This is a genomic window from Kitasatospora sp. NPDC057500, assembly GCF_042802195.1.
Lineage (GTDB): Bacteria > Actinomycetota > Actinomycetes > Streptomycetales > Streptomycetaceae > Kitasatospora.
On record NZ_JBHVER010000039.1, the window covers coordinates 1 to 26,733 of the forward strand.

Here is a 26,733-nt window from a genome sequence, read left to right on the forward strand (position 1 = left end):
GGGGGGCCCCCCCGCCGACCCCGCCGCCGCCGGGCCCCCGCCCGCGTCCGCGCGCGCTCAGAAGAAGACCGACCGCCGCTGCACCAGCAGCTGGTAGAGCGTGTGCTGGATGGTCTCGCGCACCTCGTCGGCCAGGTCGAAGACCAGCACCGGATCGTCGGCCGCCTCCGCCGGGTGCCGGTCGGTGGCGATCGGCTCGCCGAACTCGATGATCCACTTGGTCGGCAGCGGCACCGCGCCGAGCGGCCCCAGCCACGGGAAGGTCGGCGTGATCGGCACGTACGGCAGGCCCAGCAGCCGGGCCAGCGTCCGGAAGTTCCCGATCATCGGATAGGTCTCCTCCGCCCCGACGATCGAGCACGGGACGATCGGCACCCCTGCCCGCAGTGCCGAGGAGACGAAACCGCCCCGGCCGAACCGCTGCAGCTTGTACCGCTCGGCGAACGGCTTGCCGATCCCCTTGAAGCCCTCCGGCCAGACGCCGACCAGCTCGCCGCGCTCCAGCAGCGCCTGGGCGTCCTCGTTGCAGGCCAGGGTGTGCCCGGCCTTGCGGGCCAGCTCGTTGACCCCGGGCAGCACGAACACCAGGTCGGCGGCGAGCATCCGCAGGTGCCGCCGGTGCGGGTGGTGGTCGTGTATCACCACCTGGGTCATCAGGGCGTCCAGCGGGATCGTCCCGGAGTGGTTGGCGACGATCAGCGCGCCGCCCTCGGCCGGGATGTTCCCGATCCCGCGCACCTCCACCCGGAAGTACTTCTCCGCCAGCGGCCGCAGCAGCCCGAGCAGCACCTCCTCGGTGAGCTCCCGGTCGAAGCCGAACTCGTCGACCTCGTAGTCGCCGGTGATCCGGCGGCGCAGGAAGGCCAGCCCTTCGGCGGCCCGGTCCTCCCAGCCCTTGCCGAACGCCCGGGTCGCGGCGGCACCGAGCCGCCCGGCCAGCGCGCCGCCGACGGCGTCGGCGACCCGGTCGGCCAGGCCGGGAGCGTCGGCGGGCGGCTCGTTCCAGCTGGGCGCGGACTCGATCGGGATGACCTTCGCCTCGCCCGGCGCGTTCTCGGCGGCGGCACTCATGCGGGTTCAGCTCCTGGGTCGGTGCGGGCGGGCGGCGGTGGCATCGGACCCGGCCAGCAGCGCGGCCAGTCCGTCGGTGACGGCGGTCAGCCGCCGCGGGGGCAGCAGGCCGGGCGACTGCGCGGCGGCGAAGTCCGCGAAGGCCTCCGGCGTGGTGAACGCCGGACGGTGGCCGAACTCCTCGCGCAGCCGCGCGGTGTCCACCACCCGGCCGTGGGTCAGCAGTCGCAGCTGCTCGGGCGAGACGTCGACCAGCCGGGTCTGCCGGGCCAGCCCGGCCATCCAGCTGACGGCGGGCAGCAGCAGCGGCAGGGTCGGCCGGCCCAGCCGGCGGGCGCACTGGGAGAGCAGCAGCACGCCCTCCCCCGCGACGTTGAAGGTGCCGGTGTTCACGGTGCCCGGCGCGGCGGGGAAGGAGGAGCGGCAGAGCACCTCGATCACGTCGTCCTCGTGCGCGAACTGCAGCCGGGGGTCGTACCCGAGGACGGTCGGCAGCACCGGCAGCGCGAAGTAGTCGCTGAGCGGGGTGTCGGCGCCGGGACCGACGATGTTGGCGAACCGCAGCACGGTGACCGCGACGTCCGGGCGGCGCCGGGCGAAGCCACGGACGTAGCCCTCCACCTCGACGGCGTCCTTGGCGAAGCCGCCGACCGGCAGGACCTTCGGCTGGGTGCGCTCGGTGAACACCGCCGGGTCGCGCGGCGCGGAGCCGTAGACGCCGGTGGTCGACTTCACCACCAGCCGCCGCACCCCCGGCGCCTTCTGGCAGGCGCCGAGCAGCTGCATCGTGCCGATCACGTTGGACTCCTTCACCGCGGAGCGGTGGGTGGAGCCGAGACCGGTCGCGCTGACCGCGAGGTGGACGACCGTGTCGACGCCGTGCTCGGCGATCACCCGCGCCACGGCGGGGCGGCGCAGGTCGAGCTGGTGGAAGCGGTACGGCGCGGCGGGCCCGTCCGGCTCCGCGAGCGCGCGCAGCGCCGGGCGCGGCGGCTGCACGTCCACGCCGACCACCAGGTCCACCCCCGGCCGGCGGCGAAGCTCGGCGGCGAAGCGGGCGCCGAGGTGGCGGGCCACGCCGGTGACGAGCACGACCGTTCCCACAGCGCTGCACCCCATTCCTCGGCCCGGGCGACCTGCGTGCACCGTACCGCGCCGCCGCGGCGGGCCGGGAAACGACACCGCCCGCCCCGGACCGTGAGGCCGGGGCGGGCGGTGCGAAGCGCTGGGCGCGCGAGGCGCGGCCGGGGACGCTTACTTCTTGTTGCGACGCTGAACGCGCGTGCGCTTGAGAAGCTTGCGGTGCTTCTTCTTGGCCATACGCTTGCGACGCTTCTTGATGACAGAGCCCACGGAACAACCCTCGCTCACTGAGACTCTCGCCCGTGAGAGACGGAGTCCATACGACTGACGGAGGGCCTAGCCTACCTGCCACTCGCCCAGGGCCGTAATCGCGCTCCCCGAGGCGGGCGAACTCAAGGCGAATCCGGGGCGAACGGATACGGGGTCCACCGTGGCGGACCCCGTACCCGACCGGCCCGCCTACGCGCTTTCGAGCCGCACGTAGGACTCCTTGAGGTACTCGTGCACTGCCTGCTGGGGCACCCGGAACGAGCGGCCGACCCGGATGGCGGGCAGCTCACCGCTGTGCACCAACCGGTAGACCGTCATCTTGGAGACCCGCATGACCGCGGCCACCTCGGCCACGGTCAGGAAGACGACGTCCTGCAAGGGGCGTTCGCCGGAACTCATGACCATCACCCGACCCTTACCCGTGTGCAAGGCACCGGCTTCCCCTCCGGTGACTCCACCGGCACACGTGTATCCCCAGAGTAGTTATGGGTGGTACCAGTGGGAAGAGGGAGAACCGCAGTCCTCGTACGGTGAGGCATAAGCCCGTTGCAGTACGTAGCCGATCGGCGGTCTGCACTAGGCGGCGTGCGCACGGAACGCGACCGGGCACCAGGTCTTCACAAGCGGGGGTGCCGGTTCCGCGGCGCGGGTCAGGGCATCAGGCCGTGGTGCGGCAGGACGGCGCGGCGGGTGGCCAGGATCGCCTGGTCGAGGCGGTCGGCCGGATCGTATCCCGCGTCGAAGTCGCGCCAGACCGGACGGGCGCCGTCCGTCATCCGCAGCGGGGCCGGGCGGCGGGTGCGCCGGTAGACCTCGGCGCGCCAGGACTCCGGGGTCTCGGTGGCCGGGTCGACCGGGCGGCCGGCCGCGGTGGCGACCAGGTGGGTCCAGGTCCGCGGGACGACGTCGACGACGGCGTAGCCGCCCCCGCCGAGCGCGATCCAGCGGCCGTCGGCGTGCTCGTGGGCGAGCGCGTGCAGCTCCTGGGCGATGGCCCGCTGGGCGTCCACGGTGACGGCGAGGTGGGCGAGCGGGTCCTCCAGGTGGGTGTCGGCGCCGTGCTGGGTGACCATGACCTGGGGGCGGAAGGCGGCGAGCAGCTCGGGCACCAGGGCGTGGAAGGCGCGCAGCCAGCCGGTGTCGCCGGTGCCGGCCGGCAGCGGGAGGTTGACGGCGGAGCCCACGGCGCCGGGGCCGCCGGTCTCGGTGGCCCAGCCGGTCTGCGGGAAGAGGGTGGCGGGGTGCTCGTGCAGGGAGACGGTGAGCACCCGGGGGTCGTCCCAGAAGGCCTGCTGGACGCCGTCGCCGTGGTGGACGTCGACGTCGACGTAGGCGACCCGCTCGGCGCCGAGTTCGAGCAGCCGGGCGATGGCGAGGGCCGGGTCGTTGTAGACGCAGAAGCCGGAGGCGCGGTCGGGCATGGCGTGGTGCAGGCCGCCGGCGAAGTTGACGGCGTGCGGGGTCTCGCCGCGCCAGACGGCCTCGGCGGCGGCGACGGACTGGCCGGCGATCAGCGCGGAGGCGGAGTGGACGGCGGGGAAGGACCAGTTGTCGTCGGTGCCGAGGCCGTGCCTGGGGTCCTGCCGCTCGGGGTGGGCGGCGGCGTACTTGACCGCCTCGACGTACTCCGCGGTGTGCACCAGCCGGAGGGTGGACTCGCCTGCGGGCGGCGCCGAGCGGACGGTGACGCCGGGTCCTGCGGCGAGGCCGAGGTCCTCCACCAGGCGCATGGTGAGCGCCAGCCGGGTCGGGTCCATCGGGTGGCCTGGGCCGAAGTCGTAGGCGGTGACCGCCTCGTCCCAGAAGAGGTGCAGGCCGCAGGAGGTGTCACGCTCGGCGTCGGGCATGGCCTCCACCGTAGTGGGTGGGGGCGGCGGGGCCCGGCAACGGGTCCTTGAACGCTGGTTGTACGGGCGTCAGCCCCGGGAGGCTCCGGTGGCCGGTCCGGGGGCCAGGGCTTCGGGAGCCGGGGCGCCGGGAGCCCGAGCGCCGGGAGCCAAGGTGCCGGGGGCCTCGGCGGGGCGACGGCCGGCGAGCCGGCAGCCCAGGCAGTCCGGGTGGCCGCGCCGGCCGGCCGGGTCCGGGGCGCGCCAGTGCCGCAGGCCGGGCGGGCGGGGGCCGGTGGCCTTGCCCCGGCCGGCCAGGTGGAGCACCCAGGCGGCGACCGCCCCGAGGGCGGTCAGCGCCGCGCCGGCCCACAGCCCGGGCGCGGAGCCGGCGATGAAGGCCGCGCCCGTGGCGGCCGAGCCGAGGGTGGCCACCGCCGTACCGGTCCAGCCGGCCACCGTGTGGCCCATGTCGTGATCACCGTGTGCGCCCATGTCTCCTCGTTTGGTGTGATGGACGGGCTCGCACGGACTCCCCCGCCCGCACGACGCCCGACCGACCAACGTTTTATCTCGCAAGATAAGTAACTTAGATGCTAAGGAGATCTCCTGTGGAGGGCAAGCCCCGCCCGGACGCGACGGCCGCACAGGCGCTCTACGCGATGGACCGGATGATCTCGCTCGCGCAGTTCGGCCAGCAGGACATCGCGGCGCGGCTCGGCCTGAACGTCACCGACCTCACCTGCCTCGGCTTCCTGATCGAGGCGGCCACCGCAGGAGAGCCCCTGTCCGCCGGAGACCTCGCCGAACGCGCCCAGCTGACCACCGGCGCCGTGACCGGTGTGCTCAACCGGCTGGAGAAGGCCGGGTACGCCCGGCGCCAGGCCGACCCGGGCGACCGCCGCCGGGTGCGGGTGGTGCTGGAGGCCGACGCGCAGACCCGGATCCTGGAGGTCTACGGCCCCTTCTACGAACGGATCGGCCGCCTCTTCGCCGACTACACCCCGGACGAGATCGCCGTCCTCGCCGACTGGTTCACCCGCGCCCGGGGGATCATGCGCGAGTCGCTGGACGAGGTCCGGGGGACCACGGACCGGGGCGCCTCCGGCTGACGCCCTCGGCTCACGCGGGGGCGGGCGCCGCCGGGGCCGGGGCCGGGGCGAAGCGGTCGGCGAGCGGCAGGACGGCCAGCACCAGCAGCATCGGGGCGAGCAGTGCCCAGCGGTAGGAGCCGGCCCCCGCCAGCGCCCCCACCAGCGGTGAACCGACCAGGAAGCCCGCGTAGTTGAACAGGTTGAGCCGGGCCACGGCGGCGTCCGGGTCCGTCGGGAGGAGCCGGCCGCCCGCTGCGAAGACCTGCGGGACGATCGCACAGATCCCGAGGCCGAGCACGGTGAACCCGGCGATGCCGGTCCCGGCGTCCGGTGCGGCGGCGGCCACCGCGAAGCCGAGCGCGGCCAGCGCGGCACCGGTCCGCACCACCGGGACGGCACCCCAGCGCCGTACCGCGCGGTCGCCGAACGCCCGGCCGAACAGCGTCGCCACCAGGTAGCCGACGTACGAGAGCTTGGCGACGTCCTCGGGGCTGTGCAGCGCGTCGGTCAGGTACTTGACGCTGTAGTTGGAGACCGAGGCGTCGGCGATGCAGGCGAAGGCCATCGCCAGGCAGAGCGGCAGCAGCGGGCGCCACGGGACCGTCCGGGCGGCGGCCTCGGCGGCCGCCCGGACGGCATCGCCAAGTTCGGCGGGTCCGGCGAGGAGCGCGCCGACGGGCAGCGCGAGCGGGGCGATCACCGCGGCCGCCGCCCCGAACAGCACCGGCAGGCCGAGGTCGTAGTGCGCGCCGAGGCCGGCGACGGCCGCGCCGAGGATGCCGCCGAGGCTGAACGCCGCGTGGAAGCCGAGCATCACGGAGCGGCCGTAGCGGCGCTGGAGGCCGACCCCGAGCATGTTCATACTGGCGTCCAGCGCGCCGACCAGCAGTCCGAAGGCGCCCAGGGCGAGCGCCAACTGCCAGAGCGCGTCCCCGAGGCCGACGGCGGCCAGGGTGGCGCAGACCGCCGGCTGGACCACCCGCAGCACGGCCCGCGCGCCGGTCCGGCGGGCCAGCCGCTCGGCGGCGATCGAGCCCACCCCGGCCAGTACCGGTACCGCGGCCAGGAAGAGCGGCAGCAGCGCGTCGTCCAGCCCGTACCGGTCCTGGATCTCCGGGACGCAGGCGACCAGCAGGGCGAAGGCGACCCCTTGGAGCAGGAAGCTCACGGCCAGTGCGGCCCGTCCCGCCCGGAGCCGCGGCGTGATCGCGGGCCCCTCGCTCCGGTCGGCGCTCTCGGGACCCTCGGTACGCACGAGCACCTCGCTACTGGCCGGTACGGCGGTCGGTGGCGAGAGCGTAGGCGCAGACGGCCGTTCCCGGGAGGGGGTGCGCACGCGGAACAGCGGCGTCCTCGGCCGGGCCGCCCCGGCCGCCGGGACCGGGGGGCGCGGCATCGGCCGGTGCCCCGCCCCCGGGGTGTCCGCGCTGCTCAGCCGAGCAGGGCGGGGACCTCGGCCAGGTCGGCGATCAGGCCGGTGGCACCGGCGGCGGTCAACTTCGCCGGGTCGGTCAGCGCGGTGTAGCCGTAGACGTCCATGCCGGCCGCACGGGCGGCCAGCACCCCGTTGGGGCTGTCCTCCAGCACCAGGCAGACCGCCGGGTCGACGCCGAGGGTGCGGGCCGCGTGCAGGAAGAGGTCCGGGGCGGGCTTGCCCACGCCGACGTCCTGGGCGCTGAAGATCCGCTCCTCGGCGATGCGGCCGCGCAGTCCGGCGGCGTCCAGCGCGGCGCGGATCCAGCTGTGGTGGGCGGAGGAGGCCAGGCAGTACGGCATCTCGCGCCGCCGGAGCTCCTCCAGCAGCGCGCCCGCGCCCCGGACGGCGGTCAGCTCGGCCGTGAACGCGTCGAAGATCCGGCCGTGGTACGCATCGTCGAAGTCCTCCGGGAGCAGCGCGCCGTCGTACCGCTCGGCGATGACGTCGTGCACCCGGTGGGCGGCGGTGCCCATGAAGTCCCGGTAGGAGTCCTCGATCGTGGTCGGGTAGCCCAGCTCGGTCAGGTACTCGGCCAGCAGCCGGTTGGAGAGCGGCTCGCTGTCCACCAGGACACCGTCGTTGTCGAAGATCACCAGTTCATAGGTCATGCGTGCGACCCTACCGGCCCGTTCCCGCAGGTCACTTGCCGCCGGAGGCCAGCTCGCGGGAGCGGTCCCGGGCCGCCTCCAGGGCGCCCAGCAGGGCCGCCCGCACCCCGTGGTTCTCCAGCTCGCGGATGGCCGCGATGGTGGTGCCGGCCGGCGAGGTGACCGCCTCGCGCAGCTTCACCGGGTGCTCACCGGAGTCCCGCAGCATGACCGAGGCGCCGATCGCCGACTGCACGATCAGGTCGTGCGCCACCTGCCGGGGCAGGCCGAGCAGGATGCCCGCGTCGGTCATCGCCTCGACCAGGAAGTAGAAGTACGCCGGCCCGGAGCCGGAGAGCGCGGTCGCCGCGTCCTGCTGGGACTCGGGCAGCCGCAGCGCCTTGCCGACCGAGCGGAAGATCTCCTCCGCCCGCTCCAGGTGCGCCTCGGTGGCGTGCGAGCCGCCGGAGATCACGCTCATGCCCTCGTCGACCAGGACGGGCGTGTTCGGCATCACCCGGACCACCGGGGTGCCGGCCGCCAGCCGGGCCTCGAACCATGCCGTGGGGATGCCGGCCGCCGCCGAGATCACCAGCCGGTCCGGGGCGACGTGCGGCGCCAGCTCGTCCAGCAGGGTGCCCATGTCCTGCGGCTTCACCGCGAGGATCAGGGTGTCGGCCAGCTTGGCGGCCTCGGTGTTGCCCACCACGCCGACCCCGTACCGGGTGGCCAGCTCGGCGGCCCGCTCCGGGCGGCGGGCGGTCACCAGGACGTCCCCCGGGTCCTTGCCGGCCCGCAGCAGACCGGAGAGCAGGGCCTCCCCGATCTTGCCCGTGCCGAGGAAGGCGATCTTCTGTCCGTGCGCCGCGCTGCTGGTCATGGCCGCTCCTTGCCTCCGGTACCGCGTTCCTGCACCGCGGCCATCCTCGCACCGCGCGCCCGCCACCGGCGGCACCGTCCACTCTGCGGGCACGGTCGCCGGGCACGGCCGGGCACCGCCGAGGGGGCTGCGACCGGGCGCGGCGGAGCGTCGCGTCCGGGGCTCCGCCGGGCGGCCCCTAGGGCGAAACTCCGGGTTCTCCCCTATGGCCCGGGGGTTGGCGCGGGCGCACCGTGGAGTCATGGCACACGGAGAGATGTCCCGACGTGAGAACCGGCAGGTGGCCGTCGCCGCGGCGACCCTGGGACCGTGGCGGACGGCCGCGGGAGTCGGTGCGCTGGTGGGGGCGACGGACCTGGTGATCGAACTGATCGACGGGGACTGGTCGTCGAGCATGCTGGCCGGTTCGGCCGGCTGGGGCCTGTTCTTCTTCTTCCTGGTCGGCACGGTCGGCGCCCGGCTGCGCCGGGAGAGCGGCGACCGGCGGCTGCAGCGGTGGGCGAACGAGCACCCGTGGCAGGCGGCGGTCCCGGCGGCGGGCGGGCTGCTGGTGCTGAACACGCTGGCGCAGCTGTTCCTCGGGGACGCGGGCTTGTTCGAGGCCTTCTTCGCCTCGCTGTTCCCGGCCGCGATGCTGGTGACCGTCGCGGGGGTGGTCGGCTCGGTGAAGAAGGCCCGCGGCAAGGACTGACGGGGCCTCGGCGGCGGTCGGGCCGGGGACAAAACGTCCCGATCGACGCACACCGCCGGCGTGTTCACCGCTTGGTGTGGCCCCGATCGAACACCTGTCACCCTCCGTCGGCATACTGGCGCGATGCCGATCGCCGAAGATCCAGAACCGCGCCCGTCCGAGGGCGGGGAACCGGGCGGGACCGCCCCGTCCGGGCCGGACGGGAAGGACCCGTTCGCCGACCTCGTCCTGGACGAGGAGTTCGTCCAGGGCGCCTCCGTCAAGGAGCAGACGGGCCGCACCCGGATGCTCGCCGCCCAGTGGCGGCACACCCCGCCGGTCGACCCGGGCGGCCGCCGTTCGGTGAACGACGGACCGGCACCGAAGAAGCGGTTCGCCCGCAAGGCGCGGCCGGTCGACCCGTGGGGCAACCGGCGGCCGCGGCGCTCGCTGGAGTGGCGCACGCCGCTGTTCGTGCTGCTGGCCGTCGCCCTGGTGCTCGCCGCGCTGAACGTCGACGGGCTGCGGGACTGGTACTCGACGCGCTTCGGTGACGGCTCCGCCGGTACGGCCACGTCCACCCCGGTGCCGACCGTCGCGCCGGAGACGGCCCGGCCGACCGGAGCCCCGTCGGCGGCGGCGGAGCAGCGCCCCACCGTCGACCACCCGTGGGCCGGCTCCCCCGCCGAGGGGTGGCCGACCGGCATCACGGTGTTCGAGCCCAAGGAGGCTCCCGGCGCCATCGGGGTGTTCACCGCCGAGGAGGTCGCCGAGCAGGTCGAGCTGGTCAAGGAGTACCTGGCGGCGGCCAACCTGGACCCGGCGGTGGTGGCCGGCGGGCGTCCGGCGGCGGCGCTGGCGATGCTGGACGCAGAGGAGCAGAACTCGGCGGTCAAGGCGCTCGCCAAGCCGTCCGTCGAGACCGACCCCACGTACTGGTTCACCCGCTTCGACCCGGCGGAGGCGATCCCGGTCGACGGCACGGTGAAGCTCCAGGGCATGATCACGGTCGAGGGCGACGGCGAGAAGGGCGTGCTGGTGCACACCGACTTCACCTTCGTCTACGCGCTGCGGCCCGGTCCGGAGGCCGCCGCGCGCGCCGCCTCCCCCAGACCGAAGCCCACCCAGGGCGGCGGCAGCGGCGGCGCGGGCGGCACGGCCAAGCCGGTCGGCTGGACGGTGCCGGCCGCCGACGTCGCCGGGGACACCTGGACCGCCCGCACCGTGGTCCGCAAGGTGGAGACCTTCCGGTTCTACGACCCGAAGCGCTACGACGTGATCCCGAAGAAGCTGAACCTCAGCAGCAGGTCCGAGATCGGCAACAGCGCCTGCGACGTCTACGACGGCTATCTGCACCCGCAGTTCGACCAGTTCGCGGCCGTGGACGGCCCCGAGCCCTCACCGAGCGGCACCGCCAGCGACCCGTACGACCGCAGCAAGGACCTGCCGGCCGACGACGACGAGTGCGGGACGGTGACCCGCAGCTGAGGCCTCAGCGCCTGCGCTTGGCGCGGCCCGGCGTCCTGGCGCCGGGCCGTCCGCTGCGGTTGGCCTGCCGGCGCTCGTGGCGGTCGAGCTCGCGCTCGTAGCGGGCGCGCCGGACGGCCTCGCCCGGGGCCTCGCGCAGGCTGCGGACGAAGTAGGCGAGCAGGGCGCCGACCCCGCCGATGATCCAGACCACGCCGAGCGACTTCTCCTCCGCCATCCAGCCGGTCAGGTTCTCCTTGCCCTCGGCGAGCAGCTTCCAGGTGCGCAGCGCGGCGAGCAGCGAGCAGATCGCGACGGCGGCGGCCAGCAGGCCGTTGAGGAACCCGCCGTTGTCGGCGACCCGGATGCCGTCGACGGCGAAGCGCAACAGGAGGGCGGCGGCCGCGGCGGCGAGCAGGGCGCCGACGGGGACGAGGACGCGGCGCAGCCGGTAGCCGCCGTCGCGCTCGACCCAGCTGGTGCCGAACCAGCGGATCGGCTCCGGCTCGGGGGCGCCGGCGGGCTGGGCGGGGAGGCTGGGTTCCTGGGTCACGGATCCGATTATCCCCGGTCGGCGGAAACGGCGGAGGAGCCGTCCCGGTGGTCGGGACGGCTCCTCGTGGCCGCTGCCGGCCCGGCGGACGGGGTCAGCCGAGCTTGGAGACGTCCCGGACGGCGCCCTTGTCGGCGGAGGTGGCCATCGCGGCGTACGCGCGCAGGGCCTGGCTGACCTGGCGGTCGCGGTTCTTCGGCCGGTAGCCGCCGCCGGCCTCCAGCGCGCGGCGGCGCTCGTCCAGGACCTCGGCGGGGACCTCCAGGGAGATCCGCCGGCCCGGGATGTCGATGGCGATGGTGTCGCCGTCCTCGACCAGCGCGATGGTGCCGCCGGACGCGGCCTCCGGGGAGGCGTGGCCGATCGACAGGCCCGAGGTGCCGCCGGAGAAGCGGCCGTCGGTGACCAGCGCGCAGGCCTTGCCGAGGCCGCGGCCCTTGAGGAAGGAGGTCGGGTAGAGCATCTCCTGCATGCCGGGGCCGCCCTTGGGGCCCTCGTAGCGGATGACGACGACGTCGCCCTCCTTGACCCGCTTGGCGAGGATCGCCTCGACCGCGTCCTCCTGGGACTCGACGACGACGGCCGGGCCGCTGAACGTCCAGATCGACTCGTCGACGCCGGCGGTCTTCACGATGCAGCCGTCCTCGGCGAGGTTGCCGTACAGCACGGCGAGGCCGCCCTCGACGGAGTAGGCGTGCTCGACGCTGCGGATGCAGCCGTTGGCGGCGTCGGTGTCCAGCGACTCCCAGCGCTCGGACTGCGAGAAGGCCTCGGCGGAGCGGACGCAGCCGGGGGCGGCGTGCCAGAGCTCGACGGCCTCGGCGGACGGCGAGCCGCCGCGGACGTCCCAGGTCTTCAGCCACTCGGCGAGCGAGTCGGAGTGCACGGTGTGCACGTCCTCGTTGAGCAGCCCGCCCCGGTAGAGCTCGCCGAGGATGGCCGGGATGCCGCCGGCCCGGTGCACGTCCTCCATGTAGTACGAGCCGTTGGGCGCGACCTTGGAGAGGCAGGGCACCCTGCGGGAGACCGCGTCGATGGCCCGCATGTCGAAGTCCAGCTCGGCCTCCTGGGCGGCGGCGAGCAGGTGGAGGATGGTGTTGGTGGAGCCGCCCATGGCGATGTCGAGGGCCATGGCGTTCTCGAAGGCGGCACGGCTCGCGATCGAGCGCGGCAGGACGGAGTGGTCGTCCTGGCCGTAGTGGCGGTTGGCGATCTCGACGACGGTCCGGCCGGCGTTCTCGTAGAGCGCCCGGCGGGCGGTGTGGGTGGCGAGGACGGAGCCGTTGCCGGGCAGCGAGAGGCCGATCGCCTCGGTGAGGCAGTTCATCGAGTTGGCGGTGAACATGCCCGAGCAGGAGCCGCAGGTCGGGCAGGCGTTCTCCTCGATGATCGCGATGTCCTCGTCGGAGACGTTCTCGTTGACCGCCTGGGAGATCGCGTCGACCAGGTCGAGCTTGCGCACGGTGCCGTCGACCAGGGTGGCCTTGCCGGCCTCCATCGGCCCGCCGGAGACGAAGACGGTCGGGATGTCGAGGCGCAGCGCGGCCATCAGCATGCCGGGGGTGATCTTGTCGCAGTTGGAGATGCAGATCAGCGCGTCGGCGCAGTGCGCGTTGACCATGTACTCGACCGAGTCGGCGATCAGGTCGCGCGAGGGCAGCGAGTAGAGCATGCCGCCGTGGCCCATCGCGATGCCGTCGTCGACGGCGATGGTGTTGAACTCGCGCGGGATGCCGCCCGCCTGCTTGATCGCCTCGGAGACGATCCGGCCGACCGGCTGGAGGTGGGTGTGGCCGGGGACGAACTCGGTGAAGGAGTTGGCGACCGCGATGATCGGCTTGCCGAAGTCCTCGCGGGCTACGCCGGCCGCCCGGAGAAGCGCCCGGGCGCCTGCCATGTTGCGACCGTGGGTGACCGTACGGGACCTCAGCTCGGGCACTGTGCTCCACTCCTTCGGAGGCTGGCTGGCGGCCCCGGTCGTTCGGAGGGTGCGGGGCCGCTGTGTCCGTCGAGCCTACGCCCGCCGTCCGGGCGGCGGACGCCGCGTCCGCGATGCGGTCAGCGACGCGGTCGGCGACGGTGTCACCGGGGGACGACCGCGAGGGTGAGGTCCAGGAGGTACGGCACGGTGATCCGGCCGTCCGGGAACTCGGCCCGCAGCGCCTCGCGCTCGCCCTCCAGCAGCACACGGCGCCGGTCCTCGTCGAGGACGGCGACGTAGGAGCGCGAGGAGAGGTCCGTGACCAGGTGGTCGACGGTGGTCCGGCGCTCCCAGCGGAGCACCGTGCCGACGGACTCAAGACCGAGGCGGCGCCACTGTTCGGCCGCCGTCTCCAGTTCTTCGAACTGGCGGACGGCCCCGGGCACCAGCTCGCGCTCCCGGACGCAGGCGGCCCGGACCCAGGGCACCTCCTGGTCCATCACGTTCCACCAGGCCGCGAGCGCGCCGCCGGGCCGCAGGACCCGGATCGCCTCGGGGACCGAGCGCTCGGGGCGGGTCCAGTGGAACGCCTGGGCGTAGGTCACGAAGTCCGCCGAACGGTCGTGGAACGGCAGCTCGTCGCCGGTGCCCTTGACCAGGGCGAGGCCCGGACCGCTCGCCAGGAACTGCGCCGCCATGCCCGCACTCGGCTCCACCCCGACCACGTCCGCGCCCCGGGCCGCCAGCAGCCGGGTCGAGATCCCGGTGCCCGCGCCCACGTCCAGCACCCGCGCGCCCCGGAGGGGGCGTCCGGCCAGCCGCTCCAGCTCGTCGAACAGCTCCTGCGGGTACGACGGCCGCGCCCGGTCGTACTCCGCCGCCACCCCGCCGAACGACTCCGCGAGTTTCCGGAACTCCTGGACGTCCGTCATGTCTCCCCCTCGATCGGATCGGGTCAGGTTCGGGTTCGGCTCCCGGGCTCAGGCCGGGGTGGTCGCGACGGTGAGGTCCAGGACGTACGGCTCGCTCACCCAGCCGTCCGGGAACTCCGCCAGCAGGGCCTCGCGCTCGACGGCCAGCAGCGGCGCGCGCTGCTCCGGGGTGAGCGCGGCGAGGTAGGAGCGCGAGGAGAGATCGGTGATCAGGTGGTCGACGGTGACCCTGCGCTCCCAGTGGAGCACGACGTGCCCGGTCCGCAGGCCGTACGGGGCGAGGTCGGAGGCGATCTCCTTGGTGGCCCTGTAGTGGTGGTACGTCCCGGGCAGCGCGGCGGCGAGCCGCTCGCCCATCGCCCGCACCCAGGTGACGCCGCTGTCCTTCACGTTCCACCAGGCCGCGAGGGCGCCGCCGGGCCGCAGGACCCGGATCGCCTCGGGGACCGAGCGCTCGGGGCGGGTCCAGTGGAACGCCTGGGCGTAGGTGACGAAGTCCGCCGAGCCGTCGTGGAACGGCAGCTCGTCCCCCGTCCCCCGGACCAGCGCCAGGCCGGGGCCGCTCGCCAGGAACTGCGCCGCCATCCCCGCACTCGGCTCGACCGCGATCACATCGGCGCCCCGGGCCGCCAGCAGCCGGGTCGAGATCCCGGTGCCCGCGCCCACGTCCAGCACCCGCGCGCCCCGGAGGGGGCGTCCGGCCAGCCGCTCCAGCTCGTCGAACAGCTCCTGCGGGTACGACGGCCGCGCCCGGTCGTACTCCGCCGCCACCCCGCCGAACGACTCCGCGAGCCGGCGGAAGTCGCCGCCGGGCCCGGTCGCTTCCGGTTCCGCCATGTCTCCCCCTCAGGACGGCAGTTCGTGTGCCGTCAGCGTACGCGGGCGGGGGTGGCCAGGTGCAAGCGCGTGAAGGCGAGCGCCTCGGCGAGATCGGCTTCGCGTTCGGCGGGCGACGCGGCCCGGCGGGTGTTGACCTCCAGCACCACGTGGCCGTCGAAGCCGGTGCGGGCGAGGTGCTCCAGCAGTTCGGCGCAGGGCTGCTTGCCCCGGCCCGGGATGAGGTGCTCGTCCTTGCCGGAGCCGGAGCCGTCCGCCAGGTGGACGTGGGCGAGCCGGTCCCCCATCCGGTCGACCATCGCGAAGGCGTCCACCCGCGAGGTGGCGACGTGCGACAGGTCGATGGTGAAGTGCCGGTAGTCCTCGTCGGTGACGTCCCAGCCCGGCGCGTACGCCAGCATCTCGCGGTCCTTGTACCGCCACGGGTACATGTTCTCGACGGCGAACCGGACGTCGGTCTCCCCCGCCATCCGGTGCACGCCCTCGACGAACTCGCGGGCGTACTGGCGCTGCCAGCGGAACGGCGGGTGGACGACGACCGCGTTCGCGCCGAGCTTGTCGGCCGCCGCCCGGGCCCGGACCAGCTTGGTCCACGGGTCGGTGGTCCACACCCGCTGGGTGATCAGCAGGCACGGCGCGTGCACGGCGAGGATCGGCATGCCGTGGACGTCGGAGAGCCGGCGCAGCGCTTCGATGTCCTGGCTGACCGGGTCGTTCCAGACCATCACCTCGACGCCGTCGTAGCCGAGCTTGGCGGCCAGTTCGAAGGCGATCGCGGTGTTGGCCGGGTAGACCGAGGCGGTGGACAGGGCCACCTTGGTGTCCGGGATGTGCAGGGTCGGGTGCGCGGGCAGCACCAGGCGGTCGGTGGTGCGCAGCAGCGGGGGGCGGGCGGCGGCCTGGCGGGCGGCCTTGACGGACTTCACCGACTGGACGGCGGCCTTGGCGGCGCCGGCCGCCCGGGCGGTGCGGGTGCTGCGGGCGGGCTTTGCGACGGGGCTCTCCGTCCCGCCGGTCGCCTTGGGCTCGGCCTCGGTCCTGGTCGTGCTCCTGGCCGTGCCCTTGGTCCGGCCGGGGGCGTCGGCGGTGGTCCTGTCGGCGGCCGTCCTGCCGCTCGCCGCCTTGCCCGCCGCTCTGGTGGCGGCCTTCCGGGCGGCCTTCTCGGCGACGCCGCCGGCCGCCTCACGGGCGGCCTTGCCCAACTTGCGGGGGCTGGCGGCGGGGCGCGGGGCGCCCGACCGCGGCTGCCCGTCCTCGGGAGCGCGGCCCTTCCGCGTTCCGTCCTCGTCCGCTGGTTGCGCCACGGGAGACAGCGTAAGCGGACCGCGCCCGGAACGGGGAGCGGGTCGGTACCCGCCCGGCCGTCCCGGGCTCCGTTCGTCAGGGGGTGAGGGCGGGCCGGCGGCGGTCGGCGGCGCTGTCCATGGCGTCCAGACGGCGCAGGATGATGCCCTCGCGCAGCGCCCAGGGACAGACGTCCAGCTCGTCGAGGCCGAACAGGTCCATCGCGGCGTCGGCGACCAGCGCGCCCGCCAGCAGCTGCTTGGCGCGCCCCTCGGAGACGCCGGGGATCTGCGCCCGTTCGGCGACGGTCATCGCGGAGAGCCGGGGCAGCCAGGCGGCGAGGTTGCTGCGGGTGAGCCGGCGGTCCGCGTACGGGCCGGCGTCGGCCGGGGCGGCTCCGGTCATCCGGGCGAGCTGCTTGAAGGTCTTGGAGGTGGCGACGGCGTGGTCCGGGGTGCCGAGGCGGGAGATCTCGCCGACCACGGTGGCGATCTCGGCGCGGATGTGCCGTCGGAGCCCGCGCAGCTGCTCGGGGTCGGCGATGTCGCCGGGCAGCCAGCGGGCGGTCAGCCGGCCGGCGCCGAGCGGCAGCGAGCAGGCCGCGTCCGGCTGCTCGTCCAGGCCGCAGGCGATCTCCAGCGAGCCGCCGCCGATGTCGAGGTTGAGCAGCCGGCCGGAGGACCAGCCGAACCAGCGACGGACCGCCAGGAAGGTCAGCCGGGCCTCGTCCTGACCGGAGAGCACCCGCAGCTCGACGCCGGTCTCCTCGGCGACCCGGCGCAGCACCGCCTCGCCGTTGGCGGCCTCGCGCACGGCGGAGGTCGCGAAGGGCAGTATGTCGACCACGCCCTTGTCCTCGGCGACCCGCAGCGAGGAGGCGATCATGCCGATCAGCTTGTCGACGCCGGCCTCACTGATCGCACCCTGCTCGTCGAGGAGTTCGGCGAGCCGCAGCTCGGCCTTGTGGGAGTAGGCGGGCAGGGGGGCGGCGCCCGGATGGGCGTCCACCACGAGGAAGTGGACCGTGTTGGAACCTACGTCGAGCACACCGAGTCGCATAACTCTCCACGCTACGCGATCCGGGGCCGGAGGAGACCGGCCGTGCCGGGTGTTCCTGCTGGTCCGGGCACTGATCGCGGCTCCGGAGGGCGTCCCGGGGGCCGGTCGGCGAGGTCGTTCGAACACTATTCGGACGGTGTTGTTCCGGCGTTCACCCGGACGGTGGAGGGCCGGCGCGGCGAGGACCGCTCAGAGCAGGCCGTCCCAGAGCTGCTCGACGATCACCGCCCACCAGTTCTCCGGGTCGGCGAAGACCTCCGGGTCCAGTGCGGCGAGCCCGAACTGGAGTGCGGCGACGGCCGCCCCGGCGTCCTGCGGACCGAGCCCGCGCAGACCCGGCAGCCAGCCGGCGAACAGCTCCAGCGAGCTCACGAAGGCGGTGACCGTGGCGTTGCAGTGGCGGGCCGTCGCGTAGTCGGGGTCGACGGCGCGGACGGCGCCGCAGGCGGTGTCCAGGGTGATCAGCGCCCAGCCGTCGGTGCCGAGCACCGACTGCGGGGCGAGCGCCCGGCGCTCCCGCCCGGCCACCCTGGTGCCGCGGCCCGCCGCCGCCAGGTGGTCGGCCACCGGCGGGAGCACGGTCGCGGGGCGGCCGGCGGCGTCCTGGGGCGCACCGCCGAGGACCGGGTCCGGGCGCGGGTCGTACAGGGCGAAGTAGCCCTCGACGGCCGTCGGTACGCCCACCGTCAGCAGCACCCGGGCGTCCCCGGCCGGCAGGTCGGCGCGGGCGACGTCCGCCGGGGAGAACCGGCGGACGCCCTCCGGCCCGAAACGCGCCGTCAGCCGCTCCGCGAGCGCGCGCTCCGCCCCGGGCGGCGGCTGCTGGACGCCACGCGGGAACGGGACCCGGTTGCGGACCGGCCCGTCGCCCTCCTCCCGCGGCAGCGCGCGGACGGCCGCCGCCCGGTGGTCGAAGCGCGGGCCGTACGGCAGGTCGAAGTCCAGTCGCGCGTCGGGGAGTTCGGCGGCCAGCGCGTACGCCCAGTAGCCGCCCGGCAGGGCGCTCGGCCGCAGGTCGGTGCGGACGGCGAGCACCTCCTCGGGCCGGACGCCCTGCTCGCGCAGCCACCACCAGCCGCGCAGCGCGGGGTGCGGCAGACCCGGTGCCGAACGCAGGGCCAGGACCCGCTCCCGGCCGTCCGGGTCACGGTAGGTCAGCTCGGCGCGGGCACCGCGGCCGGTGGCGGGCGGCCGGGTGGGGTCGTAGCCGCCGGCTCCGACGAAGTCCCGGTACAGCCGGACCACTTCGGGCACCGGGACCGACGGCCAGACGGTGAACCGGCCGTCCACCCGGTCCACCACGGCGCAGGCCGCCCCGACCTCCTCGGGCGCCCGCCGCTCGCCGGTCCGCGGGTCCACGTGGACCGGCGGCGGCTCGGCCCAGACCACCCAGCCCAGCTCGAACTCGTGCGAGCGGACCCGCCGGGCCCGCGCCGTCGGCAGGTCGCCGTTGATCCACCGGTGTGCCGCCTCGATCGCCGCCGCCCTCGTCACCGCCACCGCGGCCACCTCCGTCCGTTCACGGCCACTCTCCCCCGTGCGGGTGTCACCGGGCTCACGAGGTGGGGGCGAGCAGGTCGAGGGGGCGGCCTTCGGGGGTGAGGGCGATGGCCCAGAGGCCGTGGTCGGCGGGGTGGAGGGGGGCGGGGGCCCGGCGGCCCGCCTGGTGGTCGAGGTAGGTCACCGCGTCCTGGTGGTACACCGCGTTCCAGGCGTGCGGGCGGCCGAAGCCGTCCAGGGTGAGCAGCACGGCCTGGGCGCCGTGGCCGGCCCGGCGCAGTTCGCCCGCCAGTCGGGCGAAGGCCTGGTCGCCGTCGCCGAGGTCGCGGAAAGGCGCGCCGAGTTCGCGCTCGGCGCGGTCGCGGCCGCCGCGCTCGCCCGCGTCGCCCTCGGTGGGGACGCGCGGGGCGGCGCAGGTCGGGCGGCCGGTGAAGGTGTCGACGGCGGAGAGGGCGATCTCCAGGCTGTTGTTGGCCCGCCCCGGTTCGCGGTACCCGCCGTCGTTGACCACCTCGGTCCAGCCGCCGGCCGCCGGGTCGGGGTGACGGACGGGCAGGCCGTCCGCGGCCCGGGGCGCCCGGCGTTCGATCTCGCGCTGGTGCTCCGGGTCGACCGGGCCGAGCCCGCCGGGCAGACCGGTCGGGCGGCTGTCGGCGATGGTCCGCAGCCGGACGACGGGCGCGCCCGGGACGCCGTCCGCGCGCAGCGCGCGCATGGCCAGGTGCAGGGCGGTCGCGTGCGCGGTGGCCACCGGCACCACGCCCCAGGCGAGCCCGGGCTGACCGTCGGCGGGCGGGGCGTCCGTCCGGCGGCGGTGCTGGGGGTGGCCGGCCGGGTGGTCGTCGGACCGCCCGGGCCCGGGGGCGGGGCCGGTTCCGCCGCCGGGAGCGGGAGCGGGCGGGGGCGCGCCGGGCCCGACCGTCGGCGGAACCGGCGGAGGCGGAGGCACGGGCACGGGTACCGGCACCGGGGCGCCGACCGGGACGACGACCGGGTGCGCGGCCCCGGCGGCCGCGCGAGGGGCCGGAGCGGGGGTGGGCGCGGGGGCGTTCGGCGAGGGGCCGACCGGGGTGCCCGCGCCGATCCCGCTGCCGAACGGGGCCGGGCCGTGCGCGCCGGACCCGCCCGGTGTCGCCCCCACGGCCAGCGGCCCCGGGCCGACCGCCCCGCCGCCACCCGCGCCCGGCGGCGCGGCGTAGGGGCCGGGGTGGGCGGCGGCGTGGGGCGCGGCCGTCCAGCCGCTCACGGCCGGAGCCGACGCGAGGCCGGGAGCCGGCGACGGGGACGGGGCCGGGGACGGCGCGGGGAGGTCGTAGGCGGTGACGGGCTGGGGCGCGGGCGGCGCGAGCACCGAGTCGGTACGGACGGTCAACGGCGCGGCGACGTAGCCGCCCCCGCCGCCGGCTGCGGGACCCGGCGAGGGCACGGGCGCGTGGCCGGACGCAGGCGCGGCGGCCGGCGGCAGCAGGTAGTCGCCGTCGGCCGCACGGGCGTGCCCGGCCGAACCGGCCGAACCGCTCGAAGCGCCGCTGCCTCCCCCGCCCCCGCTCCCGTCGGCGTGGTGGACGGGCGTCGGCCCGGGCCCGGCCTGGGCCCGGTCACCGCCGCCACCGCCCACCGGCCCCTCCGGTCCCGGACGGGGCCCGTGCCCGCTCGGGCCGGGACCGGGCACCGCGTCCTCGGCCTCCGGCTCGCCCCCGGAGACGCCGAACACCCCCGAGGCCCCCGCCCCGAGCACCCCGTCCACCCCGGCCGCCACCGCCGTCACCGGTCCGCCCTCGCCGGGCGCACCGGGCCCGGCCCCGTGCCCGTGCCCGTGCCGCCCGCCCGTCTCCCCCGGCCCGTCCGGCGCTCCCGCCGACGGACCCGCCAGCGGCACCCCCGTGATCTCCCGGCCGTCCTCCCCGGTCAGCACCGGCTGACCGTCCTTGCCCAGCACCGGTCGCCCGTGCTCGTCCAGCTTCACGGCCAGGTTCTCCACCCCGACCACCGGCCGCCCGTCCGCACCCGCCACGACGACCAGCCCGTCGGCGTCCGCCACCGGCGTGCCGTCGGCGCGCACGATGACCGGTTCGCCGTTCGCGTCCAGGACCGGCCGCCCGGCCTCGTCGAGCTTCACCGCGAGCCCGGGCACGCCCACCACCGGCTTGCCGTCCTGCCCCAGCACCACGGCCAGCCCCGTCCCGCCGGGTCCGCCGAGCACCCCGGGCTCGCCGAGGGCGGCGGGCAGTCCGGCGGCCACCGGGTCGAAGGCCCCGCCGACGCCGCCCGGGTAGCCGGCCACCCGCACGCCGCCGGCGCCGGGCGGCGCCAGCCGCAGCAGCGCGATCACGGCCGGCTCCCGCAGCGCGGCGCCCAGGCCGTCCTTCATCGCCCGGCCGAGTTCGTCCAGCAGGCCGCCGATCTTCAGCCCGGCGGCCTCCACGGCGGCGGCCGCCACCGCCCGCGCGGCCTGTTCGGCGGCCGCGTCGACGGTCCGCCGCACCGTGTCGAAGGGCCCGCCCGCGCCCGGTGCCGTCTGTGCCGTCTGTGCCGTCGAAGCCTTGGCCGCGGCGGCCTGCTCCTCGGCCTTCTTCAGTTCGGCGGCCAGTTCATTGAGCGCGGCGACGATGTCGGCCTTGCAGGAGTCGACGGCCCGGGCGGCCGCGTCAAAGGCCCCGGCGACCAGTCCGGCCGCCGCGTGCGCGTCGTCCAGGTGCCCCTTGCCGCCGCCCTGGAACGCCTGCCAGTACGCGGCGAAGGCCTCGACGGCGCGGCCGGAGTTGTCCCCGGTGACACGCCGCGCGGCGTCGCCGCCGCGCTTGGCGAGCCGGTCGGCCTCGGTGCCGAACTCGCGCCAGAGCCCGGCCGCCCTGCGCAGCCCCTCCTCGTCGGCCAGCGGCCACCGGTGGCCGGTCCTGGCCAGGACCGGGACGAGTTCCTCGGGCAGTTTCCGGGACACGTGCCTCCCCCTTCGACGGACGGGCCCCGCACGACCGGGCGGCGCTCCGCCCCGGGGGAGACGCGCGCCGGGCCCCGAACGGTGCGCGCGTCCACCGCCGGCCTCAGGCCGAGCGGTCCTCGGCGGTGCCGCGCGCGCCCGGCGCGCCCCCGGCGAAGCCGCTCGCCGCCGAGGTGTCGGCGTCGGCGGTCCGCCGGGCCATGCCGTGCAGGCCCGCGCCGACCGTCCCGAGCCGCCCGGCCAGTCCGCGCAGGCCGCCCACCAGCCCGCCCTGCGCCTCCCGGTAGACGGCGGCGAACCCGCTGCCCGGCCGGTCCGCGCCCCACGGGCTGCCGAGCGCGGCGAGGCCCTCTTCCAGCGCGGTGGCGGCCTTCCCGAAGTCCGCCGAGATCTTCTCGAACTCCCGCCCCTCACCGTGCAGTTCCCACGGCTTGATGACGAACTCGCTGCCGCCGTCGGCCATCCCCGTACCTCCCCGTATGGTGGACCGGCCGCCATCCTAGGCCCGCCCGGGCCCCCGTCCGACGCCCGCCGACGGCCCCTTCACCCGGCCTTCACCGCGGCCCCGCACCCGCCCCCCGACCGGCCGGAACACCCCTCCGCCCGGCCGCCGCGCGGTGAACTCGTCGTAAAGCCCGTGGCCACGGACGGTTCGCCACCGCGCGAAGGCTCTACCCTTGCCGAGTGGCAGCAGCAGACACGTCCCAGCACAGCAGCGGCACCTCCAAGGGGAAGAAGGCCAAGCCGAAGGCCGGCGGCCCGACCGCCGTCGACCTCGCGATGCCGGTCCTCCGCTCCGAACTCCGCCCCGAGGTCCCGCTCGACTTCCCGCGTGCCTGGGTGGAGTTCGCCGACCCGGACGACGAGGAGCAGGTCTTCCGCTGCGACCTGACCTGGCTGACCTCCCGCTGGTCGTGCATCTTCGGCCAGGGCTGCCAGGGCATCCGCGAGGGCCGGGGCGAGTCCGACGGCTGCTGCACGCTGGGCGCGCACTACTCGGACGAGGACGACGAGAAGCGCGTCACCGGCCACGCCGCCCGGCTGACCCCGGAGATCTGGGAGAACCACGCGCACGGCACCGACGCCAAGGGCCGGATCAAGGCCGACGGCGGCATCACCATGTTCGACGAGGACGGCGACCGCCAGACCCGGCGGGTCAACGGCGCCTGCATCTTCGTGAACAGCCCCGGTTTCGCCGGCGGCGCGGGCTGCGCCCTGCACGCGCTCGCGCTCAAGGAGGGCCGCGAGCCGCTGGAGACCAAGCCGGACGTCTGCTGGCAGCTGCCGGTGCGCCGCACCTACGACTGGATCGACCGCCCGGACGACACCCGCTACCTCCAGGTCACCATCGGCGAGTACGACCGCCGCGGCTGGGGCCCGGGCGGCCACGACCTGCACTGGTGGTGCACCGGCAGCCCGGACGCCCACCAGGGCGCCGACCCGGTGTACGTCAGCTACCGCCCGGAGCTCACCGAGCTGATGGGCCGGGCCGCGTACCGGGTGCTGGCCGGGCTGTGCGAGGAGCGGATCGCCACCAAGGGCGACCGGAAGGTGGCCCCGCACCCGGCCGACCCGGCGAAGAAGCCGAAGGCGCCCAAGAGCAAGTAGCTCCGAGGGGGCGGGCCCGCCCGCCCCCTCACCCCGCTCGGCTCACTTGTCGATGTCGCCGACGACGAAGAACATCGAGCCCAGGATCGCCACCATGTCCGCCACCAGCGTCCCGGGCAGCAGCTCGGTGAGCGCCTGGATGTTGTTGAACGACGCCGAGCGCAGCTTGAGCCGCCACGGCGTCTTGTCGCCGCGCGACACCAGGTAGTAGCCGTTGACGCCGAGCGGGTTCTCGGTCCAGGCGTAGGTGCTGCCCTCGGGGGCCTTGAGCACCTTGGGCAGCCGCAGGTTGACCGGCCCGGGCGCGAGCTCGGCCAGCTTGTCCAGGCAGGCGTCGGCGAGGTCCAGCGCGTTGACCGTCTGCTCCAGCAGGCACTCGAAGCGGGCCAGGCAGTCGCCCTCCTCACGGGTGACCACGGTCAGCACCCGCCGCAGTTCCTCGCTGCCGTAGGCGAGGTAGGGCTCGTCGCGGCGCAGGTCGAGGTCCAGGCCGCTGGCCCGGGCGATCGGGCCGCTGACGCCGTACGCCTCGGCCTGCGCCCTGGTGAGGACGCCGACGCCGGCGGTGCGGGCGCGGAAGATCTCGTTGCCCAGCACCAACTCCTCGAAGACCGGCAGCTGGGAGCGGACGACGCCGACCGCGGTGCGGACCCGGCCGAGCCAGCCGGCCGGGAGGTCCTCCTTGAGGCCGCCGACCCGGTTGAACATGTAGTGCATCCGGCCGCCGGAGGCCTCCTCCAGCACGTGCTGGAGGTCCTCGCGGCCGGAGAAGGCGTGGAAGATCGGGGTGATCCCGCCCAGCTCCAGCGGGTAGGAGCCGAGGAACATCAGGTGGTTGAGGACGCGGTTCAGCTCGGCGAGCAGGGTGCGGAGCCACACCGCGCGCTCGGGCACCTCCATGCCGAGCATCCGCTCGACGCCGAGCACCACGCCCAGCTCGTTGGAGAAGGCCGAGAGCCAGTCGTGCCGGTTGGCCAGCATGATGATCTGCCGGTAGTCCCGGGCCTCGAACAGCTTCTCGGCACCCCGGTGCATGTAGCCGATCACCGGCTCGGCGGTGACGATGCGCTCGCCGTCCAGCACCAGCCGCAGGCGCAGCACGCCGTGGGTGGCCGGGTGCTGCGGACCGATGTTGAGCACCATGTCGGTGGCGCCCGCCTCGCCCGTGAAGTTCTCGGCTCCCGCCCCGATGCCGACCGTGGTCTCCCTCATGGGATGAGAGTCTGCCATCCCGGCAGCGCCTCCAGGCTCGGCGGTACCGGCATGCGGACGGTCTGCGCGAGCCAGCCGAACGCGCCGAGACCGGCCGGGTCGGTGAGCTCCGCCCCCTCGCCGGCGCCGCCGAGGGCCCGCAGGTAGGCGGCCGGGTCGGTGGACGCGAGGGCGAGCGCGGGCCGGGCGCCGCTGACGCCGAGCGCCCGCAGCGCCTCGCGCTGCGTCGTCCACAGGCTGTGGAGGCCGGGGACGGCGACGGCGTCCAGCGCCACGTGCGCGGTGACGTCGCAGGAGCCGTCGGGCACCGGGGCCACCTCGCGGCCGTCCCGGAAGCCGGTGCGGGTGGGGAACGGCGGGCGGCGGGCGGCGGTGTGCCCGTAGTCGGCGGCGACGGCGAGGCCGCGGTCCAGGCCGGCCACCGCGTGCGCCCAGGCGGCGTCCCGGGGGGTGCCGAACTCGGCGAAGTCGCCGGGGTGTTCGGCCGGCCACCAGCGGGCGGCCCAGGCCGCGTCGGCGGCGTCGACCGGGGCGCCGAGCCGCTCCTCGCCGGTCCCGGTGTCCACCTCCAGGTAGCGCAGCCGCCCGTCCTCGCCGACCTCACCGGTGTCCAGCGGCACGTTGTCCAGCCACTCGTTGGCGAACAGCAGCCCGGTGACGCCGCGCGGCACCTCGTCCGTCCACACCACCCCGGCCCGGCGCTCCTCCGTCCACAGGCCTGTGGACGGAGCGGCGGGCGGCAGCGGCGGCCGCTCGGCGAGCTCCACCGCGTACACCCGCAGCCGCCCGCCCACCGCCTCCGGCAGCTCCGCCAGCACCCCGGCCACCAGTTCGCCCCGCCCGGCCCCGACGTCCACGAACGCCAGCTCCTCCGGACGGCCGAGCGCCGCGTCCACCTCCAGGAGCAGCCGGGCGACCGCCCGGGCGAACAGCGGCGAGGCGTGCACCGAGGTGCGGAAGTGCCCGGCGGGGCCCTCCGGCCTGCGGTAGAAGCCTCCGTCGGGTCCGTAGAGGGCGCGCTCCGTGGCGGGCGCCCACCGCATCCAGGTCATGGGGCGGGACGCTACACACCCGGTCCGTACCCGCCCAATCCGTACGGCATCGGTACGTCACGCTCTCCGACCTAGGGAGTAGGACGGATCGCCCTCCCGGCGGACCTTGGGGCACGGCGCACCTGCCTACGCTTGACCCGTGCATCGACTCAACGCGTGGCTCCGCCGACACCCCATGGTGGTCGACTCCGCCTGGGCCGCGCTGGTGCTCGTCCTCGGCATCCTGCCGGAGGAGGGCAGCGGCAACACCGGCTGGCGCGCGGTGGTCGGCTTCGTCGTCGCCGTCCTGCTGCCGCTGCTGATGGTGTTCCGGCGGCGGTTCCCCGACCTGACGGTGGCCGCCGCGATCCTGGTCGGCCTCGCCCAGGTGGCCCTCGACGTCAACCCGGCGCTCTCCAGCATCGCCTATCTGGTGTTCGCCTACACGGGCGCCGCGTTCGGCGGGCGGTGGACGTCCCGGGCGGCGCTGGCCGGCGGACTGCTGGCCGGGCCGCTGGTGTTCTGGCGGATCGATCCGGAGAAGGCCACCCGGATGCCCGACGGCGACATCAGCTACGTCGAGTACTCCATCCCCGAGGCGCTGTTCTTCGGGGGCATGATGACCACCCCGTTCATCCTCTGCTGGGCGTGGGGGCGGCTCACCCGGGTCCGCCGGGCCTACCTGGTGGAGCTGGAGGACCGCGCGGCCCGGCTGGAGCGCGAGCGCGACGCCCAGGCCAAGGTGGCCGTCGCCGCCGAGCGGGCCCGGATCGCCCGCGAACTGCACGACGTGGTCGCGCACAACGTCTCGGTGATGATCGTCCAGGCGGACGGTGCCGCGTACGTGCTGGACAACTCGCCCCAGCAGGCCAAGGAGGCGCTGGGCACCATCGCCTCCACCGGCCGGCAGGCGCTGGTCGAGATGCGCCGGCTGCTCGGCGTGCTGCGCACCGCCGACACCAAGGGCGAGGAGTACGTGCCGCAGCCGGGCGTCGAGGAGCTGCCGGATCTGCTGGACCAGGTCCGCACGGCCGGCCTCCAGGTGGACTTCGCGACCTCGGGCGACCCGCGCGAGCTGCCGCGCGGCGTCGAGCTGACGGTCTACCGGATCGTCCAGGAGGCGCTGACCAACGTCCGCAAGCACGGCGGCCCCGATGTGCACGCCCGGGTCGCGGTCGACTTCGGCGAGCGCGAGCTGGCCGTGCTGGTCGAGGACGACGGCCGCGGCAGCACCGACGAGGAGCTGGCCGCCGGCGGCACCGACGGCCAGGGCCACGGCCTGATCGGCATGCGCGAGCGGGTCGGCATGGTCAGCGGCAGCCTCGACGTCGGGCCGCGGCCCGGCGGCGGCTTCCGGATCCGCGCCGTGCTGCCGCTCAAGGCGGCCCACTGACCCGGCCGACGACGCCGCCCACCGACCCCCGCCGTTC

The 26,733-nt window shown here is 75.4% G+C and carries 25 protein-coding genes; 5 read left to right on the forward strand and 20 right to left on the reverse strand.

The window, feature by feature from the left end; genetic code table 11:
* Positions 1–57 precede the first annotated feature (57 nt).
* From ACFU74_RS11630 to ACFU74_RS11655, 6 genes are all read right to left on the reverse strand, one after another.
* Complete coding sequence (locus tag ACFU74_RS11630) at positions 58–1,071, reverse strand: lysophospholipid acyltransferase family protein (RefSeq protein WP_380755262.1); 1,014 nt, start codon at positions 1,069–1,071, stop codon at positions 58–60.
* A gap of 6 nt (positions 1,072–1,077) precedes the next feature.
* The gene (locus tag ACFU74_RS11635) at positions 1,078–2,175 is read right to left on the reverse strand and encodes an NAD-dependent epimerase/dehydratase family protein (protein ID WP_380755263.1); all 1,098 of its coding nucleotides are present in this window, start codon (positions 2,173–2,175) and stop codon (positions 1,078–1,080) included.
* Positions 2,176–2,325: 150 nt separating this feature from the next.
* Entirely contained in the window at positions 2,326–2,424 is a 99-nt protein-coding gene (locus ACFU74_RS11640) for a 30S ribosomal protein bS22 (protein WP_003948845.1), read from the reverse strand.
* A 189-nt stretch (positions 2,425–2,613) separates the two neighbouring features.
* Positions 2,614–2,823, reverse strand: a complete 210-nt coding sequence (locus ACFU74_RS11645; RefSeq protein ID WP_045937940.1) for a helix-turn-helix domain-containing protein — start codon at positions 2,821–2,823, stop codon at positions 2,614–2,616.
* Positions 2,824–3,074: 251 nt separating this feature from the next.
* Positions 3,075–4,271, reverse strand: a complete 1,197-nt coding sequence (locus ACFU74_RS11650; protein ID WP_380755265.1) for an acetoin utilization protein AcuC — start codon at positions 4,269–4,271, stop codon at positions 3,075–3,077.
* 69 nt (positions 4,272–4,340) lie between these two features.
* On the reverse strand, positions 4,341–4,745 hold the full coding sequence (locus ACFU74_RS11655; RefSeq protein ID WP_380755267.1) for an HGxxPAAW family protein: 405 nt from the start codon (positions 4,743–4,745) through the stop codon (positions 4,341–4,343).
* A 116-nt stretch (positions 4,746–4,861) separates the two neighbouring features.
* Here ACFU74_RS11655 and ACFU74_RS11660 point away from each other — a divergent pair, with 116 nt between their 5' ends.
* The gene (locus tag ACFU74_RS11660; RefSeq protein ID WP_380755269.1) at positions 4,862–5,362 is read left to right on the forward strand and encodes a MarR family transcriptional regulator; all 501 of its coding nucleotides are present in this window, start codon (positions 4,862–4,864) and stop codon (positions 5,360–5,362) included.
* A gap of 10 nt (positions 5,363–5,372) precedes the next feature.
* Here the strand turns inward: ACFU74_RS11660 and ACFU74_RS11665 are convergent, their stop codons facing one another.
* From ACFU74_RS11665 to proC, 3 genes are all read right to left on the reverse strand, one after another.
* Positions 5,373–6,599 (reverse strand): MFS transporter, encoded by a 1,227-nt coding sequence (locus ACFU74_RS11665; RefSeq protein ID WP_380755271.1) that lies wholly within the window; start codon positions 6,597–6,599, stop codon positions 5,373–5,375.
* A 176-nt stretch (positions 6,600–6,775) separates the two neighbouring features.
* Positions 6,776–7,429 carry an HAD family hydrolase gene (locus ACFU74_RS11670; RefSeq protein ID WP_380755273.1) on the reverse strand — a complete coding sequence of 218 codons (654 nt, stop codon included), beginning with the start codon at positions 7,427–7,429 and terminating at the stop codon, positions 6,776–6,778.
* Positions 7,430–7,460: 31 nt separating this feature from the next.
* Positions 7,461–8,288 (reverse strand): pyrroline-5-carboxylate reductase, encoded by an 828-nt coding sequence (gene proC, locus ACFU74_RS11675; protein ID WP_380755275.1) that lies wholly within the window; start codon positions 8,286–8,288, stop codon positions 7,461–7,463.
* Between the two features lie 256 nt (positions 8,289–8,544).
* On the opposite strand from proC, the gene ACFU74_RS11680 reads away from it, so the two are divergent.
* Both ACFU74_RS11680 and ACFU74_RS11685 read left to right on the forward strand, forming a co-directional pair.
* Complete coding sequence (locus ACFU74_RS11680; RefSeq protein ID WP_380755277.1) at positions 8,545–8,979, forward strand: hypothetical protein; 435 nt, start codon at positions 8,545–8,547, stop codon at positions 8,977–8,979.
* A gap of 123 nt (positions 8,980–9,102) precedes the next feature.
* Positions 9,103–10,446 carry a hypothetical protein gene (locus tag ACFU74_RS11685; RefSeq protein WP_380755279.1) on the forward strand — a complete coding sequence of 448 codons (1,344 nt, stop codon included), beginning with the start codon at positions 9,103–9,105 and terminating at the stop codon, positions 10,444–10,446.
* 4 nt (positions 10,447–10,450) lie between these two features.
* Here ACFU74_RS11685 and ACFU74_RS11690 read toward each other — a convergent pair whose 3' ends face one another.
* The 9 genes from ACFU74_RS11690 to ACFU74_RS11730 form a co-directional block, all read right to left on the reverse strand.
* Complete coding sequence (locus tag ACFU74_RS11690; protein WP_380755281.1) at positions 10,451–10,978, reverse strand: hypothetical protein; 528 nt, start codon at positions 10,976–10,978, stop codon at positions 10,451–10,453.
* A 94-nt stretch (positions 10,979–11,072) separates the two neighbouring features.
* Positions 11,073–12,917, reverse strand: coding sequence for a dihydroxy-acid dehydratase (gene ilvD, locus ACFU74_RS11695; RefSeq protein WP_380755283.1), 1,845 nt, complete (start codon positions 12,915–12,917; stop codon positions 11,073–11,075).
* Between the two features lie 143 nt (positions 12,918–13,060).
* Positions 13,061–13,831 (reverse strand): class I SAM-dependent methyltransferase, encoded by a 771-nt coding sequence (locus ACFU74_RS11700; protein WP_380755285.1) that lies wholly within the window; start codon positions 13,829–13,831, stop codon positions 13,061–13,063.
* A gap of 48 nt (positions 13,832–13,879) precedes the next feature.
* Positions 13,880–14,668, reverse strand: coding sequence for a class I SAM-dependent methyltransferase (locus ACFU74_RS11705; protein WP_380755287.1), 789 nt, complete (start codon positions 14,666–14,668; stop codon positions 13,880–13,882).
* A gap of 32 nt (positions 14,669–14,700) precedes the next feature.
* Positions 14,701–15,528 carry a sugar phosphate isomerase/epimerase family protein gene (locus ACFU74_RS11710; RefSeq protein WP_380755333.1) on the reverse strand — a complete coding sequence of 276 codons (828 nt, stop codon included), beginning with the start codon at positions 15,526–15,528 and terminating at the stop codon, positions 14,701–14,703.
* A gap of 520 nt (positions 15,529–16,048) precedes the next feature.
* Entirely contained in the window at positions 16,049–17,011 is a 963-nt protein-coding gene (locus ACFU74_RS11715) for a Ppx/GppA family phosphatase (RefSeq protein WP_380755288.1), read from the reverse strand.
* A 189-nt stretch (positions 17,012–17,200) separates the two neighbouring features.
* The gene (locus ACFU74_RS11720) at positions 17,201–18,511 is read right to left on the reverse strand and encodes an SUKH-4 family immunity protein (RefSeq protein ID WP_380755289.1); all 1,311 of its coding nucleotides are present in this window, start codon (positions 18,509–18,511) and stop codon (positions 17,201–17,203) included.
* 55 nt (positions 18,512–18,566) lie between these two features.
* On the reverse strand, positions 18,567–21,452 hold the full coding sequence (locus ACFU74_RS11725) for a toxin glutamine deamidase domain-containing protein (RefSeq protein ID WP_380755291.1): 2,886 nt from the start codon (positions 21,450–21,452) through the stop codon (positions 18,567–18,569).
* Positions 21,453–21,555: 103 nt separating this feature from the next.
* Complete coding sequence (locus tag ACFU74_RS11730) at positions 21,556–21,915, reverse strand: hypothetical protein (RefSeq protein ID WP_380755293.1); 360 nt, start codon at positions 21,913–21,915, stop codon at positions 21,556–21,558.
* A 317-nt stretch (positions 21,916–22,232) separates the two neighbouring features.
* Between ACFU74_RS11730 and ACFU74_RS11735 the strand changes: the two genes are divergently transcribed.
* Positions 22,233–23,060: a hypothetical protein gene (locus tag ACFU74_RS11735; protein WP_380755335.1), complete on the forward strand. Its 828-nt coding sequence runs from the start codon at positions 22,233–22,235 to the stop codon at positions 23,058–23,060.
* 42 nt (positions 23,061–23,102) lie between these two features.
* On the opposite strand, the gene ACFU74_RS11740 is transcribed toward ACFU74_RS11735, so the two are convergent.
* Positions 23,103–24,272, reverse strand: a complete 1,170-nt coding sequence (locus ACFU74_RS11740) for an NADH-quinone oxidoreductase subunit D (RefSeq protein WP_380755295.1) — start codon at positions 24,270–24,272, stop codon at positions 23,103–23,105.
* Positions 24,269–25,324: an SAM-dependent methyltransferase gene (locus ACFU74_RS11745; RefSeq protein WP_380755297.1), complete on the reverse strand. Its 1,056-nt coding sequence runs from the start codon at positions 25,322–25,324 to the stop codon at positions 24,269–24,271. Before ACFU74_RS11745 ends, ACFU74_RS11740 begins: the two co-directional genes overlap by 4 nt.
* Positions 25,325–25,499: 175 nt before the next feature.
* Between ACFU74_RS11745 and ACFU74_RS11750 the strand changes: the two genes are divergently transcribed.
* The gene (locus ACFU74_RS11750) at positions 25,500–26,696 is read left to right on the forward strand and encodes a sensor histidine kinase (RefSeq protein WP_380755337.1); all 1,197 of its coding nucleotides are present in this window, start codon (positions 25,500–25,502) and stop codon (positions 26,694–26,696) included.
* Positions 26,697–26,733: the final 37 nt, after the last annotated feature.

Bases quoted from the DNA above. Each gene is read 5' to 3' on its own strand.
- ACFU74_RS11705 (WP_380755287.1), bottom strand. From the start codon at position 14,668: ATGGCGGAACCGGAAGCGACCGGGCCCGGCGGCGACTTCCGCCGGCTC.
- ACFU74_RS11730 (WP_380755293.1), bottom strand. From the start codon at position 21,915: ATGGCCGACGGCGGCAGCGAGTTCGTCATCAAGCCGTGGGAACTGCAC.
- ACFU74_RS11700 (WP_380755285.1), bottom strand. From the start codon at position 13,831: ATGACGGACGTCCAGGAGTTCCGGAAACTCGCGGAGTCGTTCGGCGGG.
- ACFU74_RS11715 (WP_380755288.1), bottom strand. From the start codon at position 17,011: ATGCGACTCGGTGTGCTCGACGTAGGTTCCAACACGGTCCACTTCCTC.
- ACFU74_RS11740 (WP_380755295.1), bottom strand. From the start codon at position 24,272: ATGAGGGAGACCACGGTCGGCATCGGGGCGGGAGCCGAGAACTTCACG.
- ACFU74_RS11685 (WP_380755279.1), top strand. From the start codon at position 9,103: ATGCCGATCGCCGAAGATCCAGAACCGCGCCCGTCCGAGGGCGGGGAA.
- ACFU74_RS11630 (WP_380755262.1), bottom strand. From the start codon at position 1,071: ATGAGTGCCGCCGCCGAGAACGCGCCGGGCGAGGCGAAGGTCATCCCG.
- ACFU74_RS11650 (WP_380755265.1), bottom strand. From the start codon at position 4,271: ATGCCCGACGCCGAGCGTGACACCTCCTGCGGCCTGCACCTCTTCTGG.
- ACFU74_RS11680 (WP_380755277.1), top strand. From the start codon at position 8,545: ATGTCCCGACGTGAGAACCGGCAGGTGGCCGTCGCCGCGGCGACCCTG.
- ACFU74_RS11735 (WP_380755335.1), top strand. From the start codon at position 22,233: ATGCCGGTCCTCCGCTCCGAACTCCGCCCCGAGGTCCCGCTCGACTTC.
- ACFU74_RS11745 (WP_380755297.1), bottom strand. From the start codon at position 25,324: ATGACCTGGATGCGGTGGGCGCCCGCCACGGAGCGCGCCCTCTACGGA.
- ACFU74_RS11645 (WP_045937940.1), bottom strand. From the start codon at position 2,823: ATGAGTTCCGGCGAACGCCCCTTGCAGGACGTCGTCTTCCTGACCGTG.
- proC (WP_380755275.1), bottom strand. From the start codon at position 8,288: ATGACCAGCAGCGCGGCGCACGGACAGAAGATCGCCTTCCTCGGCACG.
- ACFU74_RS11750 (WP_380755337.1), top strand. From the start codon at position 25,500: ATGGTGGTCGACTCCGCCTGGGCCGCGCTGGTGCTCGTCCTCGGCATC.
- ACFU74_RS11655 (WP_380755267.1), bottom strand. From the start codon at position 4,745: ATGGGCGCACACGGTGATCACGACATGGGCCACACGGTGGCCGGCTGG.
- ACFU74_RS11670 (WP_380755273.1), bottom strand. From the start codon at position 7,429: ATGACCTATGAACTGGTGATCTTCGACAACGACGGTGTCCTGGTGGAC.